This window comes from Citrobacter sp. Ce129 (assembly GCF_030334545.1).
GTDB classification, from domain to species: domain Bacteria; phylum Pseudomonadota; class Gammaproteobacteria; order Enterobacterales; family Enterobacteriaceae; genus Citrobacter; species Citrobacter europaeus.
In genome coordinates, this window is sequence record NZ_JAOWDS010000060.1 from 110,036 (window position 1) to 126,586 (window position 16,551).

Below are 16,551 nucleotides of genomic sequence, written 5' to 3' on the forward strand. Positions count from 1 at the left end.
ATATTATGGTCAAACCAACTGAACGCAGAGTCAGTTATGGTGTAGCGATCGGCTATGGCATTACTGATTTATTTGGCGGCGGTGCTTTCGCCATTATCGGAACATGGCTTTTATTTTTTTACACCACCTACTGCGGTTTAAGCGTGCTGGAAGCAGGCTCAATATTTGCCATTGCCCGCGTGATTGATGCTGTACTTAGCCCAATTATGGGTTATATCACCGATAACTTTGGCGACACGTGGCTGGGCCGCAGATTTGGCCGTCGCCGCTTCTTTTTATTACTCAGTTCTCCTTTAATGTTTCTCTATGCCCTGCTGTGGCTGACCGACATGGGTTACTGGTATTACCTGGGAACCTATTTGTCGATTGAGCTGCTTTCAGCGATGGTGCTGGTGCCGTGGGAAACCCTGGCCGCAGAAATGACTAACCGCTACGAAGAGCGCAGCCGCCTCTCCGGCGTGCGCATGATCTGCTCGCAGCTGGGCGGATTTCTGGCCGTATCGGTACCCGGCATCCTGATGCAGTTTACCGGCAAAGATAATCCGTTTACCTATACGCTAACCGGGCTTATCTTTTCCGTCGTGTTTTGCATCGCGGTGTTCATAACCTGGCGCTGCACGTGGGAGGCTAAAGACGTTCAGGAAGAGACATTCCAGGCTGACCTGCAACGCAATAGCGGGATACTGAATCACCTTAAATATTTGATACTCGATCTGTTCTCGTCTTTCAGGATCCGGGCATTTCGCCTGCATATTATTATTTATATTTTCTCTTTTACCGCTATGGATGTATTCGGTTCAGTATTTACCTATTACGTGGTTTATTGTTTGAGCCAGGATGCCGCCTCCGTTTCTGGCTGGTTAAGCATTGCCGCTTTTGCTTCAGTTTTTGGCACCTATGGATTTATGCTATTACTGAATAAACTCAATATAACCCCATCAGCAGCACTACGCCTCTCTTACACTTGTATATTTAGCGTATTGGTATTTTTATTTGTTATTTATTATACCGAAACTCAGGTATCCAATATTCTGTTCTCTGCGATCTTTATTCTGCTCGGCATGGCGCGTTCTGGCCTTTACTATATCCCATGGAATATCTACAGCTTTATTCCTGATATCGATGAAATGGTGACCCAGCAGCGCCGCGAAGGGATTTTTGCCGGCGTTATGGTACTCACGCGTAAAAGTACGGTGGCAATCGCTATTTTGCTTATCGGCATGGTGCTGGAAGAATCAGGCTTTGTAAAAGGCAGCGGCGCGCAGCCGGAAAGCGCGCTCCACGCTATTATCGGATTGATGATCTTTGCTACCGCGGCGCTGCTGGCGGTGAGTTTCTACGCCACCTACAAATTCAAACTGACTCGCGAAACCCACAAAATCCTGCTCAAAGAGATCGCCCGCCGCAAACTGGGTGGCAACTATCGCGACTGCGATGAAGAAACCCGGGGGGTGATCAAACAGCTCACCGGCTACGAGTACGATGAGGTTTGGGGTGGCAGCGCCACGCAGCGTGCAACGGGACGCGTCAGTCTCTCAGATGCAGAATAAGGAGCGCATCATGTATAACCCATGGAGCAAAGCACGGGCGCAAAGCTGGTATCAACAGCAAGCCTGGGGCTGCGGTTTTAACTACTTGCCGCGCACCGCGGTTAACTGGCTCGAAATGTGGCAAGCAGAGAGTTTCGATAGCGGCACTATCGATCAGGAACTCGGCTGGGCCAGCCAGTATGGCTATAACCAGTTGCGAACAAATTTACCGTTTACCGTCTGGCAGCATGATCGCGATGGGCTGCTCGAGCGCATCGACCTCTTCCTGAGCATTGCCCATAGCCACGGCATAAAAGTGATGCTGACGCTGCTCGACGACTGCGCGTTTTCCGGTGATGAACCCGTTATCGGTCAGCAAAAATCCCCGGTTCCAGGGGTTCACAACAGCCAGGCTGCGGGTAGCCCAGGCCGTGCCTGCGTGCTGGACCGATGCTGTTGGCCGCAAATTGAAGCCTACGTCAGAGATATCATCCGTTACTTTCGCCATGACTCGCGTATCAGCGTCTGGGATTTATATAATGAGCCAGGCAACGGCGGGATTTTTTGTCATACCGGCGAATTTGCCCGCTATGACGACAGACTGGAAATTTACGCCTTAACCCTGATGACCCACCTGTTTAGCTGGGCGCGGCAGGAGTCACCATCTCAACCGTTGACCGTAGCGGCCTGGCATATTGACGATCGCGCGGCATGCGAGAATGCGTTTACGCATCCTGTTGATATAGCCGCGCTGCGGCTTTCCGACGTGATTAGCTACCATGCGTATGTCGATACCCCTGGCCAGTTGTCTCTTCTGTCGCAGTTGGCTGAATTTGGCAGGCCGCTCTTTTGTACCGAGTGGCTGGCACGCCATGTCGATAGCCGAATAGAAGAACAACTGCCGCTGTTTAGCGCCCAGCGCGTTTCCAGCTTTCACTGGGGATTGGTGCAGGGGAAAACGCAAACCTGGCTGCCGTGGCCGGATATCCCGCTTGACGAAACGACGGCGCAACTATGGTTTCATGATGTGCTAAAGCCAGATGGTTCGCCCTATAGCGAAAAAGAGATGCAGATGGTGCGCAGGCTGAATCCCACAGAATAAGGCCAAAAAAGCTCCTCTGGCGACTTTACAGTACCTTACGCTATACTAGCTTCTGAATTTACCGGCTCAACTCCACGAGCCGGTTTTCGCATGGATTTATCAATTTCTCCCTTCCGAGGATCTGGCACAGCGCCGGATAAGATATGTTAAACAGTATTTTAGTCATTCTCTGCCTGATCGCCGTGAGTGCGTTTTTCTCGATATCCGAGATCTCGCTTGCTGCATCACGCAAAATAAAACTTAAACTGCTTGCCGATGAAGGCAACGTAAACGCACAACGAGTTTTGAAGATGCAGGAAAACCCCGGCATGTTTTTTACCGTCGTGCAAATCGGCCTTAACGCGGTCGCCATTCTCGGCGGTATCGTCGGTGATGCAGCATTCTCCCCGGCGTTTTACAGCCTTTTCTCGAAGTACTTCGCTCCAGAGCTCTCTGAACAGTTAAGCTTTATTTTGTCGTTCTCACTGGTTACTGGCCTGTTCATCCTGTTCGCGGATTTAACCCCGAAACGCATCGGTATGATTGCGCCAGAAGCTGTGGCTTTGCGTATCATCAACCCGATGCGCTTCTGCCTGCTGGTCTTCCGCCCGCTGGTGTGGTTCTTTAACGGTCTGGCAAACAACATTTTCCGTCTGTTTAAGATCCCAATGGTACGTAAAGACGACATCACCTCGGACGACATTTACGCCGTGGTCGAAGCCGGTGCGCTGGCGGGGGTTCTGCGTAAGCAGGAGCATGAGCTGATTGAAAATGTGTTCGAACTGGAATCGCGGACCGTACCGTCTTCAATGACCTCGCGCGAGAATATTATCTGGTTCGATCTCCACGAAGATGAGCAAAGCCTGAAGAATAAGGTGGCGGAACATCCCCACTCCAAGTTCCTGGTATGTAACGAAGATATCGACCACATCATTGGCTATGTCGATTCAAAGGATCTCCTCAACCGCGTACTGGCCAACCAAAGTATGGCGTTGAACAGCGGCGTACAGATCCGCAATACGCTGATCGTCCCGGACACGCTGACGCTCTCTGAAGCGCTGGAAAGCTTCAAAACCGCAGGCGAAGACTTTGCCGTCATCATGAACGAGTACGCGCTGGTGGTGGGGATTATCACGCTCAACGACGTTATGACGACGCTGATGGGCGATCTGGTAGGCCAGGGTCTGGAAGAGCAGATTGTGGCGCGCGATGAAAACTCATGGTTGGTCGACGGCGGTACACCGATTGATGACGTAATGCGCGTCCTGGATATCGACGAGTTCCCGCAGTCCGGCAACTATGAAACCATCGGCGGCTTTATGATGTTCATGCTGCGTAAAATCCCGAAACGCACCGACTCGGTGAAGTATTCAGGCTATAAATTTGAAGTAGTGGATATCGATAACTACAAGATCGATCAGCTGCTGGTGACGCGTCTGGACAGTAAACCTACCGTTCTGGTACCAAAGCTGCCAGATGCAAAAGAAGAGGCAAAGGCGTCGTAACGCCTTACAGAAACATCAACGGCTCCTGTCCAGGAGCCGTTTTTTTAACTACCGCATAGCACTTGATCAAGCCATCTCAGTTTGCAGACGCAAGACCTGACGGTTAACTTCGGACATCACAGAAAAATGCAGCTTGTCCTTCACTTTTGGGATAAGAATCTTACCCTTATCAAATTCAAAAGCGCCTACATCCTTGATATATAACCGTCCACGAAACAGGATCTTCACGTACTTCGCCACCTGCAGCGGGTTGTATCGTTGGAAAATTTTCATTGTTGTCTCCTGCTGAGTATTACGCCTTTGCGGTACCACAATCGGTCCGACAATCCTCAGGCGCAAATTTTAATGCCCTATGACTATAGACTATCTCGTTGATGTTTCCAGCGTGTATAAGTTTATTTACCTTCAGGTTACAATTATTCAGAATTATCTTTTCAACGCTTCGCTGTCTTCAGTATAAGCCTTCAATTTTCGCAGGATTTGTGCGCCCGTCCGCAAACTGGCATCGCGCTTGCGGGAAAAAGCAGCAATCGCACATATGATTAAACTCCAGACCCAAGTGGTCGGATCACCTGCAAAATAAAGAAAGAAGGAAAACCTATGACCTTACAAAAACTGCTGGCGCTGTCGTGTCTGCTGCTGCCGATGATTGCTTCCGCTCATAAGTTTGAGACTAACCAGCGCGTACCGCCGGTGGGAATCGCCGATCGCGGCGAACTGATTCTCGATAACGATAAGTTTAGCTATAAAAGCTGGAATAGCGCGCAGTTGCCGGGGAAAGTGCGAATTGTGCAACACATTGCCGGGCGCACCTCCGCCAAAGAGAAAAATGCAACGCTGATCGAGGCAATCAAGACGGCCAAGCTGCCGCATGACAAATACCAGACCACCACTATCGTCAACACGGATGACGCCATTCCCGGTTCCGGTATGTTTGTGCGTAGCAGTCTGGAGAGCAATAAGAAGCTCTACCCGTGGTCACAATTTATTGTCGACAGCAATGGCGTTGCGCGTAAGGCCTGGCAACTGGATGAAGAGAGCTCCGCTATTGCCGTACTCGACAAGGACGGACGCGTTCAGTGGGCAAAAGATGGGGCGTTAACGCAGGAAGAAGTGCAGCAGGTGATTGCCCTGCTGCACAAATTGCTCAATAAATAGAGACGCGGAAGCCGGGGTTGAGGAACGATTCACGTGGGGTGTAATCCAGCGTTTTCCCCTGCCAGTCGTGAACGTGCGCTCCGGCTGCGGCGGCAACGGCGTGGCCCGCGGCGGTATCCCAGACGTTAGTTGGCCCAAAACGCGGATACAGTTGCGCATGCCCTTCCGCCACCAGGCAGAACTTCAGCGATGAGCCAATCGAGGTGGTCTGGTGATCGCCCAACTGCTGCAGATACTCTTTTAACTCATTGTCGGCATGCGAGCGGCTAATCACCACCAGCGGCGGACGCGCGTCACGTACCTGGATTTGTTTGCGCACGCCGCACTCTTCTTTCCACGCTTTACCTTCAGCCGCGCTGTACATCACTTTCATTACCGGCGCGTAAACCACGCCCAGTACCGGTTTTCCCTTCTCGATCAGCGCAATATTGACGGTGAATTCACCGTTACGCTTAATGAACTCTTTGGTACCGTCCAGCGGGTCTACCAGCCAGTAGCGCTGCCAGTGCTGGCGAACATCCCAGCCAGGAGGCGCTTCTTCAGACAGGACTGGAATATCCGGCGTCAGCGCCAGTAATCCTTCGAGGATCACCGTATGCGCGGCGATATCCGCCGCCGTGACCGGAGAATCGTCCTGCTTGCTGGTAATCTCCATCGGTTTGATTCCATCGTAGACCTGCATAATGGCATCGCCCGCGTTCCGTGCAAGCTGGCATACATGTTCTAGCATTCTCCACCTCGTTTATATCAGTGGTGTTAACTCGTTGTTTTACTTATACCCGATCGTCAGGGGATCCGCCAACTGTGATAGCGTCTGCGGTTTTAAACGCTATATTCATGTCATGATTCACAGTTCTGTAAGCAAGAAGATTTATATACATTTTCTTTTGTGGCTTAGATCTTAAAAGGATGCCCCTGATGATTAAGTTTAGTGCAACGCTTCTGGCAACGCTGATTGCAGCCAGCGTCAATGCCGCGACCGTCGATCTGCGTATAATGGAAACCACTGATTTGCATAGCAATATGATGGATTTCGATTATTACAAAGATACACCGACTGAAAAATTCGGCCTGGTACGTACGGCAAGTCTGATCAACGCTGCGCGTGGTGAAGTCAAAAACAGCGTGCTGGTTGATAATGGCGATCTGATTCAGGGCAGCCCGCTCGGGGATTACATGGCGGCCAAAGGGCTGAAAGCAGGCGAAATTCACCCGGTATATAAAGCGCTGAATACCCTCGATTACGCGGTGGGTAACCTCGGCAACCATGAATTCAACTACGGTCTGGAGTATCTGCACAACGCGCTGGCCGGGGCGAAATTCCCTTACGTTAACGCCAATATCATCGACGTTAAAACCAGGAAGCCGCTGTTTACGCCTTACCTGATCAAAAACACTGAGGTGGTCGACAAGGATGGGAACAAGCAGACGCTAAAGATTGGCTATATCGGCTTTGTGCCACCGCAGATTATGACCTGGGATAAAGCCAACCTCAGCGGCAAAGTAACGGTGAACGACATCACCGAAACCGCGCGTAAGTATGTCCCGGAAATGCGGGAAAAAGGCGCCGATGTCGTGGTGGTGGTTGCTCACTCCGGGCTTTCTGCCGACCCGTATCAGACGATGGCGGAAAACTCCGTTTACTACCTCAGCGAAGTACCGGGCGTGGATGCCATTATGTTTGGTCACGCTCACGCCGTCTTCCCGGGTAAAGACTTTGCCAATATTAAAGGCGCAGATATCGCAAAAGGTACGCTAAATGGGGTTCCTGCGGTGATGCCGGGTATGTGGGGCGATCACCTGGGCGTGGTGGATCTTGTGTTGAATAATGACAGCGGTAAATGGCAGGTCACCCAGGCAAAAGCCGAGGCGCGCCCAATTTATGACGCCGCGGGCAAAAAATCACTGGCAGCAGAAGACAAAAAAATCGTTGAGATCCTGAAAGCCGATCACGACGCCACGCGTGAGTTTGTCAGCAAACCGATCGGTAAATCCGCCGACAACATGTACAGCTACCTGGCACTGGTTCAGGATGACCCGACCGTACAGGTGGTGAACAACGCCCAGAAAGCCTATGTGGAACATTTTATCCAGGGCGATCCGGACCTGGCAAAACTGCCGGTACTTTCCGCCGCCGCGCCGTTTAAGGTTGGTGGACGCAAAAACGATCCAGCAAGCTTCGTAGAAGTCGAAAAAGGTCAGTTAACCTTCCGGAACGCCGCTGATTTGTATCTCTACCCCAACACTCTGGTGGTGGTGAAAGCCAGCGGTAAAGAGGTGAAGGAGTGGCTGGAATGTTCCGCCGGACAGTTCAATCAGATTGACATCCACAGCAGCAAACCACAGTCGTTGATTAACTGGGATGGTTTCCGTACCTATAACTTCGACGTGATTGACGGCGTGAATTATCAGATTGATGTTTCACAACCCGCCCGCTACGACGGGGAATGTCAGACCATTAACCCGAAAGCGGAGCGTATTAAAAATCTGACCTTTAACGGCAAGCCTGTCGATCCGAATGCTACCTTCCTCGTCGCGACCAACAACTACCGCGCCTACGGCGGTAAATTTGCCGGAACCGGCGACAGCCACATTGCGTTTGCATCTCCCGATGAAAACCGCTCGGTGCTGGCGGCCTGGATTGGTGCACAGACGAAGCGTGCCGGTGAAATTCACCCGGCGGCAGATAACAACTGGCGTCTGGCGCCGATTCACAGCGAGACACCACTGGATATTCGCTTTGAAACCTCACCGTCTGAAAAAGCCGCTGTATTTATCAAAGAGAAAGGCCTGTATCCGCTGAAGAAAGTCGCTACCGATGACATTGGTTTTGCCATTTATCAGTTGGATTTGAGTAAGTAACTTTAGTGCCGGATGTGACGCGCTCGCGTCTTATCCGGCCTACAAAATACGTCGCCAACCCATCACGCCACCCGTTCGTCCCGCTGCGCCAAAACCTGCGGCAAATTCAGTTCTATCCAGTCCGCCAGCGCGGCGACTTTATCGCTCACCTGCTCACCCAACGGCGTCAGGCTATACTCCACGTGCGGTGGTACTACCGGATACGACACCCGATTGATAAACCCGTCCTGCTCTAACGCCTGCAGGGATTGCGCCAACATTTTTTCACTGACGCCGCCCATCTTACGGCGCAAATCGCTGAAACGGTGCGTACCGTCGCGCAGCGCCACCAGGATCAACACGCCCCAGCGGCTGGTGACGTGTTTTAACACCTCGCGGGAGGGACACTGTTCGGCAAACAGGTTGCCATCGCGTAATTGCTGGGAAAGCGTCGTAGCTGTCATTTTCATACTAACCTTTTTGTACGTACTTACTAAAAGTTAGTTTAGGTGTTAGCGTGATTAAACACAAGACCAATACCAAGGAGTCACCCATGATCGCGATTACCGGCGCCACCGGCCAACTGGGCCAACACGTTATAGAATCTCTGCTGAAAACCGTTCCTGCCAGCCAGATTGTAGCTATTGTGCGTAATCCCGCGAAAGCGACGACGCTTAGCCAGCAGGGCATTACCGTTCGTCAGGCGGATTACAGCGATGAAGCCGCCTTGACGACTGCCTTACAGGGTATCGACAAGCTACTGCTGATCTCCTCCAGCGAAGTGGGACAACGCGCCCCGCAGCATCGCAACGTGATTAACGCGGCACAGGCGGCCCACGTGAAATTTATCGCTTACACCAGCCTGCTGCACGCCGACACCTCCCCGCTGGGGCTGGCTGATGAGCATGTCGCAACCGAGAAGATGCTGGCTGAATCCGGTATCGCGTACGCGCTGCTGCGTAACGGCTGGTACACAGAGAACTATCTCGCCAGCGCACCGGCTGCACTGGAACATGGCGTGTTTATCGGGGCTGCTGGTGAAGGCAAAATCGCCTCAGCGACCCGCGCCGACTATGCCGCTGCCGCCGCGCGCGTCATCAGTGAAGACGGTCATGCCGGTAAAACCTATGAGCTTGCGGGCGACGCAGGCTGGACCCTGAGCCAGTTGGCTGCCGAACTGGCAAAACAGAGCGGTAAAAAAGTGGTGTATCAGAACCTGAGCGAAGCTGATTTTGCCGCCGCGCTAAAAGGTGTGGGCCTGCCTGCCGGACTGGCGGACATGCTGGCTGACTCAGACACTGGCGCCTCCAAAGGCGGCCTGTTCGACGACAGCCATACGCTGAGCAAACTGATTGGTCGCCCGACCACCTCGTTGGCTGACAGCGTCAAAGGCATCGTGTAAGTGTTAAAAATTAGTTAATTTTGGTGGCATCCCCGCGCATCCTCTCTGATAATGACAGGATGATGCGTGGGGAGAGAAAACGTGCAAGGTGTACCTGAGCAATTTATTGATGAGAAAGACAGCGCCCGCTTTCGCCATCTGGCGCAGGTGCCGGGCGTTGAGCTGTATCATGCGCACATCTCGCGTTACGCCTTTGAGCCGCACACTCATGAAGCGTTTGGCATTGGCGCGATAGAAGCCGGCGCCGAACGTTTTCGCTATCGCGGCTCGCAGTACGTGGCTCCCGCCCATTCTGTCGTCACCATGAATCCCGATGAGCTGCATACTGGCGAAGCCGAAACCGCCGACGGCTGGCGCTATCGAATGATTTATCTCGACCCCTCTCTTCTGGAAGAGGTCACCGGGATCCGCCACTGGTGGTTTCATGACGTAACGCGTCACGATCCGCTGCGCTCACGCCAGCTCTGCTCGCTGATCCATGGCCTGTGGAACACGGAGGATCCGCTGGCGCAAAAAGGACTCCTGCTCGATCTGATCGACACGTTCCAGCCGCTGGCCCGTCATGCGCCGGTATTGCCGGAGGGCGCGCATCGCTTTGAACGGGTGCGCGAGTATCTGCATGATAATTATATGCATCCTGTCACGCTCGATGAACTGGCCCGGGTTGCATCGCTCAGTCCCTGGCATTTTCAGCGTCAGTTTAAGTCTCATTTCCACGTCACGCCGCACCAGATGCTGATGGCGATCCGCCTGTGGCGAGCCAAAGGTTTTCTCACTCACGGAATGCCCGCCGCAGAGGTCGCCGCCGCAACCGGCCTCACCGACCAGTCGCATCTCACCCGCGCGTTTACCCATCGCTACGGCATTACGCCGGTGCGTTATCAGAAACAAGTCGTCCGGCGTTGATCAGCAATCTCATACAATACGGCGGCATTTTTCCTGCCTACACTCGACTGATTGTTAAGCGATGTGGATGTCAAAAATGATTAGCGGCGTGTTGTATGCCCTGCTGGCCGGGCTGATGTGGGGATTAATTTTTGTTGGACCGCTGATCGTACCGGAATACCCGGCGGTATTGCAGTCGATGGGGCGCTATCTGGCGCTGGGGCTGATAGCGTTGCCGATTGCCTGGCTGGGACGTGTGCGTCTGCGCCAGTTGGCGCGTAAAGACTGGATAACGGCGCTGGCGCTAACGATGATGGGTAATCTGATTTATTACGTCTGCCTGGCAAGCGCTATTCAGCGCACCGGCGCGCCGGTTTCAACGATGATTATCGGTACATTGCCGGTGGTGATCCCGGTTTTCGCCAACCTGCTCTACAGCCAGCGTGACGGCAAATTATCATGGTGGCGTCTGGCGCCTGCGCTGGTGTTGATTGGCATAGGTCTGCTGTGCGTGAATATCTCGGAGCTGAATCAGGGGTTACCTAACTTTAGCGGCTGGCGTTATGGCTCAGGTATCGTGCTGGCGCTTGTCTCAGTGGTGTGCTGGGCGTGGTATGCGCTGCGTAACGCCCGCTGGTTGCGCGAGAATCCGGATAAGCACCCGATGATGTGGGCGACGGCCCAGGCGCTGGTGACGCTGCCTGTTTCTCTGCTCGGTTATATTGCCGCCTGCCTCTGGCTGAACGGGCAAACGCCGGACTTCGCTCTGCCCTTCGGCCCGCGCCCTGGTGTGTTTATCGGCCTGATGATAGCCATTGCGGTATTGTGCTCATGGGTTGGCGCACTGTGCTGGAACGTCGCCAGCCAGAAGCTGCCGACGGTGATCCTCGGCCCGCTGATTGTCTTTGAAACACTGGCGGGCCTGCTATATACCTTTATCCTGCGTCAGGAATTTCCGCCGTTGCTGACGGTAAGCGGCATTGCGCTGCTGGTAATAGGCGTGGTAATTGCTGTGCGGTCAAAACCGCAGAAACCGGCGGTAGTGCCGGTTTCAGGGGATGCCTGATGGCGCTGCGCTTATCAGGCCTACAAGGACTGTACGATCTCATGTAGGCCGGATAAGGCGTTTACGCCGCCATCCGGCGCGACACTTTAAATACCGCCACGGTCTGATTCAGTCGTGCAGCCTGCTCTTCGAGCGCGGCGGCGGCGGAAGCGGACTCCTCCACCAGTGAGGCGTTTTGCTGCGTGACACGATCCATCTCGGCAACCGCCTGGCCTACCTGATCGATACCCCGACTCTGTTCATCAGAGGCCGAGGCAATCTCGCCCATGATATCGGTCACGCGAGTCACGGCGCTAACAATTTCCGCCATCGTTTCGCCCGCTTCATGCACCAGCGCCGTACCCGCATTGACCCGATTTCCCGAGTCATCAATCAGCGCCTTAATCTCTTTCGCCGCCTGAGCGCTACGCTGCGCCAGCGTACGAACCTCACCGGCGACCACGGCAAACCCGCGCCCCTGCTCGCCCGCCCGCGCCGCTTCCACCGCAGCGTTCAACGCCAGGATGTTGGTCTGGAAGGCAATGCCGTCAATAACATTGGTTATTTGCGCGATTTTGCTGGAACTGGTGGCGATTTCATCCATCGTACGTACCACGCCATCGACCACGTTTCCGCCTTTTTGCGCTGTTTGTGAAGCGTTTTTTGCCAGACTGGTCGCCTGACGCGCGTTATCCGCGTTCTGCTTCACGGTCGCGGTGAGTTGTTCCATGCTGGCTGCGGTCTCTTCCAGGGAGGCGGCCTGCTGTTCGGTACGTGAAGAGAGATCGTTACTGCCAGCGGCAATTTCACCCGCGCCGGTATAAATGGTGTCAGCCCCGTCACGCACCACGCTGACCGTGTTCGCCAACGCCCGCTGCATGTCGCGGACGTTGCCTGCCAGCAGCGCCATTTCATTACTGCCATCGGCGTTGATGCGGTGCGTCAGATCACCTGCGGCAATATGGCGAATATGTCCCATCACCTCATGCAGCGGCTTGAGCAGCACTCGTTGCATTGCCAGCCAGCTGGCGATAATCACGGTGACGACAATCAACATCACCGCAGACAGCAGCCAGATTATCTTCTGGTAATCACTCTCATTGTCCTGCACTCCAGCAGTGGCCAGCGCCGTTTGCGCGCTACGCCATTGCCGATAAACTTCCTGCATGGCCGTTTGCTTTTGCTCGGCATTCTGCTTGAACATCTCTTCCAGCTTTCCTTCAGCCAGCAGCGCGTTCATTTTTGCCAGCGTCGCAGAATAGATGCCATATTGCTCTTCCAGTCGATCGGCCAGATGCTCATCCAGCCCCGGCGTTTCCGGCAGAGCGTAGTATTTATCGTAATGCGCTTTCGACTCGGCCAACAGGCGATTTGCCGTGTTCACCAACTCCTTCAACTGACCGCCGTTAATATCGCTGGCCATCGTTCCCTGTAAACGCAGCATCCCACGGTTGAGCGTGACGCGAGCCTGGTTCAGGCTAATCCACGCATCGGTAAACTCGGCCACGTTCTGGCTGGAAAGCTGAGAAACGTTGAAGTTTTGCTTATCGTTATTGAGCGCGCCAATAAAGACGCCCGCGGAGATGAGCTGCATTGCGCCCAGGGCGAGTAACACGGTGATAAGTAAGGTTATCACTTTGATTCGTTTAAACATCTGTAGCCTTTTATTATGCAGGTATTGTCTGAGGTCTAACTATCGGCAGCAGCGTGCGCTTATTTAATCCTGTGACGCGGCTTTTTTCGCCGTCTCCCTCCTTTCCAATAGGATTCAGCACCTTAACGAAATAAGAAATTTTCGTGATGTTCATCACAAAACACCCCACCCCGAAAGGGTTATATCCTTCGCCATAAGTTGCATTTAAAATACATCTTATATTATTGAGAATGAGGTAACGGCAATGTCTTATCGCGATCAACCTTTAGGTGAACTGGCGCTCTCTATTCCTCGCGCTTCGGCCCTGTTTCGTAAATACGATATGGATTACTGCTGCGGCGGTAAGCAAACGCTGGCACGCGCTGCCGCGCGTAAAGAGCTGGATTTAGACGTTATTGAGGCGCAGCTCGCGCAGCTGGCTGAACAACCGCTGGAGAAAGACTGGCGTACCGTGGCTCTGGCTGAAATCATCGACCATATCATCGTGCGTTATCACGACAGACACCGCGAACAGTTGCCGGAGTTGATCCTGCAGGCCACTAAAGTTGAACGCGTTCATGCAGACAAACCGAACGTACCGCGCGGTCTGGCGAAAAACCTGACCATGCTGCATGAAGAGCTGTCCAGCCACATGATGAAAGAAGAGCAGATCCTGTTCCCGATGATCAAACAGGGCATGGGTAGCCAGGCGATGGGGCCAATCAGCGTGATGGAAAGCGAACATGACGATGCGGGTGAACTGGTCGAAGTGATCAAACACATCACCCATAACGTGACGCCGCCGCCAGAAGCCTGCACCACCTGGAAAGCCATGTATAACGGCATCAACGAGATGATCGACGACCTGATGGAACACATCAGTCTGGAAAATAATGTGTTGTTCCCGCGTGCCCTCGCAGGTGAATAAAAAAGCCCGGTGGCGCTAGCGCTTACCGGGCCTACAACGACCTCGAACGTAGGCCTGATAAGGCGAAGCCGCATCAGGCAATCCCGCCAGCATAGTGCCGGATGCGGCGTAAACGCCTTATCCGGCCTACATCTCACGTCCTAGCGATTAACGCACGCCTGCCATACGTTTCTTACCGATGAACAACCAGCCCAGACCCAGTGCGATGAACCACAACGGCGTGACGATCAGCGCCTGACGGGTATCATCTTCCAGCGTCAGCAGTACCAGTACGAAGACGAAGAATGCCATACATACCCAGCACATCAGCTTGCCCCACGGCATCTTGTAGATTGATTTTTCATGCAGGTGCGGACGTTGCTTGCGGTACACCAGGTACGAGCAAAGAATGATGGTCCAGACGAACATGAACAGAATCGCCGACACGGTGGTGATCATAGTGAACGCGCCAATCACGCTCGGATTCACGTACAGCATCACCACGCCGCCCAGCAGACAGATACAGGAGAAGGTTAAACCCTTCGCCGGAACTGCGCGTTTTGAGAGTTTGGCAAACGCTTTAGGCGCAACGCCTTCCTGCGCTAGGCCGAACAGCATACGGCTGGTAGAGAACACGCCGCTGTTTGCAGAAGAGGCCGCTGAAGTCAGTACCACAAAGTTGATCAGGCTCGCCGCAGCAGGCAGACCAACCAGCACAAACAGTTCAACGAATGGGCTCTTGGTTGGTACTACCGAGCTCCATGGCGTTACGGACATAATCACGATCAGCGCAAAAACGTAGAACATGATGATACGGATCGGAATCGAGTTAATGGCGCGCGGCAGAGATTTCTCCGGGTCCTTGGTTTCCGCAGCGGTCGTTCCCACCAGCTCAATACCCACAAACGCGAACACGGCTATCTGGAAGCCGGCAAAGAAGCCGCTCAGACCTTTCGGGAACCAGCCACCGTCATTCCATAGATGCGTGAACGATGCCTGAACGCCGGTTGGCGACTGGAAGTGCGTCAGCACCATCACCAGACCGACGACAATCAGGCCGATGATGGCGACGATTTTGATCATCGCAAACCAGAACTCCATCTCACCAAACATTTTTACAGTGGCAAGGTTGAGGCTCAGCAGCAGCACGATCACCGCCAGCGAGGCGACCCAGTCTGACAGTTCGGGGAACCAGAATTGCGCATACGCGGTAATCGCGACAACGTCTGCCATTCCGGTAACGACCCAGCAGAACCAGTAGGTCCAGCCGGTAAAATACCCGGCCCATGGCCCGAGCAGGTCGGAGGCGAAATCACTAAACGATTTGTACTCCAGATTCGAGAGCAGCAATTCCCCCATTGCTCGCATGACGAAAAACAGCATAAAACCGATGATCATATAAACAAAGATGATCGACGGTCCGGCGAGACTGATGGTTTTACCGGAGCCCATAAACAGGCCGGTGCCGATAGCGCCACCAATGGCAATAAGTTGAATATGACGGTTTGTGAGATTGCGCCGTAGCGACTGTTCAGACGATGCCTCTTCAGCGGCGTCGACTTTTACCTGATCTACCATGTTTTTTTCTTCCTGTACCTGTCTGTGTTGTTCAGGCTCTACGGCCTTTAGTGTGTCTATGATACGACGATCCTGTTATCAGGACTCATCGATATTAGGTAAGAATTGGCGGGATGAATACTAAGATTTAGATATAATGTTAATTTAATGTTTAAAGTGAGTGTCATATCACTCTGATAGCGCGAATTAGCTCACAAAAATACACGCTAGCGCGGCATTTGCAAGATAATATATCGACAACGGCGTAACTATAGCTTTTCTCGCTATTTTTTTGTTCCCCCCGGCCTCGGGGGGAACAGAAGTCACTGCTTACAGGATTTCAAGCAGCTCAACGTCGAACACCAGCGTGCTGAACGGAGGAATGGACGCGCCAGCGCCACGCTCGCCGTAAGCCAGTTCCTGAGGAATAGTCAGTTCCCATTTGGAACCTACTGGCATCAGGGTCAGCGCTTCAATCCAGCCAGGGATGACGCCGTTAACCGGGAATTCAGCCGGTTCGCCGCGTGCGACAGAGCTGTCAAACACGGTACCGTCGATCAGTTTACCGGTGTAATGCACGCGAACGCGGTCAGTACGCGCCGGAATAGCACCTTCGCCCTGAGTCAGAACACGGAACTGCAAACCGGATTCAGTGCTGTTCACACCCTCTTTCTCACGGTTTTCTTCCAGATATTTGACGCCATCAGCCGCCATAGCCTGGAAACGTTCGCGACGTACTGCATCAGCGCGTTCGTGGATTTCACGCAGCGCGCGATGCACAACATCAACCGGCACTGCCGGGTGCTTACCTTCCAGCGCGTCAGCGATACCCGCTACCAGCGCTTCAGGCAACAGTCCTTCCAATCCGGATTCGCTCAGCTGTTGTCCTACCTGCAAACCAATGCCATAGCTTGCTTGCGCTTCGATAGTGTCAAAAGTCGGGTTAGCCATCATATTTCCTTTCATCGGATGTAAAGTAGCGGGCAGCATATCAGCCATGCCGCATCC

15 protein-coding genes are annotated in these 16,551 nt (G+C 53.4%); 9 read left to right on the plus strand and 6 right to left on the minus strand.

The genetic code is table 11. The annotated features are described in order from the left end of the window. Positions 1-5 precede the first annotated feature (5 nt). From OGV77_RS11645 to paeA, 3 genes are all read left to right on the plus strand, one after another. A complete protein-coding gene (locus OGV77_RS11645; protein WP_087051754.1) occupies positions 6-1,550 on the plus strand; it encodes an MFS transporter in 1,545 nt (514 codons plus the stop codon). Between the two features lie 10 nt (positions 1,551-1,560). Next, on the plus strand, positions 1,561-2,631 hold the full coding sequence (locus OGV77_RS11650) for a glycoside hydrolase 5 family protein (protein WP_087051753.1): 1,071 nt from the start codon (positions 1,561-1,563) through the stop codon (positions 2,629-2,631). A 143-nt stretch (positions 2,632-2,774) separates the two neighbouring features. After that, positions 2,775-4,115: a polyamine export protein PaeA gene (paeA, locus tag OGV77_RS11655; RefSeq protein WP_003025713.1), complete on the plus strand. Its 1,341-nt coding sequence runs from the start codon at positions 2,775-2,777 to the stop codon at positions 4,113-4,115. 66 nt (positions 4,116-4,181) lie between these two features. Here the strand turns inward: paeA and OGV77_RS11660 are convergent, their stop codons facing one another. Then, the gene (locus tag OGV77_RS11660) at positions 4,182-4,388 is read right to left on the minus strand and encodes a DUF1107 domain-containing protein (protein ID WP_003025710.1); all 207 of its coding nucleotides are present in this window, start codon (positions 4,386-4,388) and stop codon (positions 4,182-4,184) included. A 327-nt stretch (positions 4,389-4,715) separates the two neighbouring features. On the opposite strand from OGV77_RS11660, the gene OGV77_RS11665 reads away from it, so the two are divergent. Further along, entirely contained in the window at positions 4,716-5,273 is a 558-nt protein-coding gene (locus tag OGV77_RS11665) for a YtfJ family protein (protein ID WP_075145309.1), read from the plus strand. Here OGV77_RS11665 and cysQ read toward each other — a convergent pair. Continuing rightward, positions 5,263-6,003 carry a 3'(2'),5'-bisphosphate nucleotidase CysQ gene (cysQ, locus tag OGV77_RS11670; RefSeq protein WP_043018196.1) on the minus strand — a complete coding sequence of 247 codons (741 nt, stop codon included), beginning with the start codon at positions 6,001-6,003 and terminating at the stop codon, positions 5,263-5,265. The genes OGV77_RS11665 and cysQ overlap by 11 nt on opposite strands. A gap of 188 nt (positions 6,004-6,191) precedes the next feature. Between cysQ and cpdB the strand changes: the two genes are divergently transcribed. After that, positions 6,192-8,135 carry a 2',3'-cyclic-nucleotide 2'-phosphodiesterase gene (gene cpdB, locus OGV77_RS11675; protein ID WP_087051752.1) on the plus strand — a complete coding sequence of 648 codons (1,944 nt, stop codon included), beginning with the start codon at positions 6,192-6,194 and terminating at the stop codon, positions 8,133-8,135. Between the two features lie 62 nt (positions 8,136-8,197). Here cpdB and OGV77_RS11680 read toward each other — a convergent pair whose 3' ends face one another. Further along, positions 8,198-8,578 carry a winged helix-turn-helix transcriptional regulator gene (locus OGV77_RS11680; RefSeq protein ID WP_087051793.1) on the minus strand — a complete coding sequence of 127 codons (381 nt, stop codon included), beginning with the start codon at positions 8,576-8,578 and terminating at the stop codon, positions 8,198-8,200. 89 nt (positions 8,579-8,667) lie between these two features. Between OGV77_RS11680 and OGV77_RS11685 the strand changes: the two genes are divergently transcribed. The 3 genes from OGV77_RS11685 (at position 8,668) to OGV77_RS11695 (ending at position 11,467) form a co-directional block, all read left to right on the plus strand. Beyond that, positions 8,668-9,516: an SDR family oxidoreductase gene (locus OGV77_RS11685; protein ID WP_047406691.1), complete on the plus strand. Its 849-nt coding sequence runs from the start codon at positions 8,668-8,670 to the stop codon at positions 9,514-9,516. Positions 9,517-9,597: 81 nt separating this feature from the next. Further along, positions 9,598-10,422 carry an AraC family transcriptional regulator gene (locus tag OGV77_RS11690; protein ID WP_087051792.1) on the plus strand — a complete coding sequence of 275 codons (825 nt, stop codon included), beginning with the start codon at positions 9,598-9,600 and terminating at the stop codon, positions 10,420-10,422. Between the two features lie 76 nt (positions 10,423-10,498). After that, complete coding sequence (locus tag OGV77_RS11695; protein ID WP_087051751.1) at positions 10,499-11,467, plus strand: DMT family transporter; 969 nt, start codon at positions 10,499-10,501, stop codon at positions 11,465-11,467. A gap of 61 nt (positions 11,468-11,528) precedes the next feature. On the opposite strand, the gene OGV77_RS11700 is transcribed toward OGV77_RS11695, so the two are convergent. Next, entirely contained in the window at positions 11,529-13,100 is a 1,572-nt protein-coding gene (locus tag OGV77_RS11700; protein WP_047406696.1) for a methyl-accepting chemotaxis protein, read from the minus strand. 244 nt (positions 13,101-13,344) lie between these two features. On the opposite strand from OGV77_RS11700, the gene ytfE reads away from it, so the two are divergent. Further along, the gene (gene ytfE, locus OGV77_RS11705; RefSeq protein WP_003025690.1) at positions 13,345-14,007 is read left to right on the plus strand and encodes an iron-sulfur cluster repair protein YtfE; all 663 of its coding nucleotides are present in this window, start codon (positions 13,345-13,347) and stop codon (positions 14,005-14,007) included. A 147-nt stretch (positions 14,008-14,154) separates the two neighbouring features. Here the strand turns inward: ytfE and cycA are convergent, their stop codons facing one another. Both cycA and bamJ read right to left on the minus strand, forming a co-directional pair. Beyond that, on the minus strand, positions 14,155-15,564 hold the full coding sequence (gene cycA, locus OGV77_RS11710; protein WP_043018191.1) for a D-serine/D-alanine/glycine transporter: 1,410 nt from the start codon (positions 15,562-15,564) through the stop codon (positions 14,155-14,157). A gap of 309 nt (positions 15,565-15,873) precedes the next feature. Next, positions 15,874-16,494: a BamJ family beta-barrel-assembly machinery protein gene (gene bamJ / locus OGV77_RS11715; protein WP_003025685.1), complete on the minus strand. Its 621-nt coding sequence runs from the start codon at positions 16,492-16,494 to the stop codon at positions 15,874-15,876. Positions 16,495-16,551: the final 57 nt, after the last annotated feature.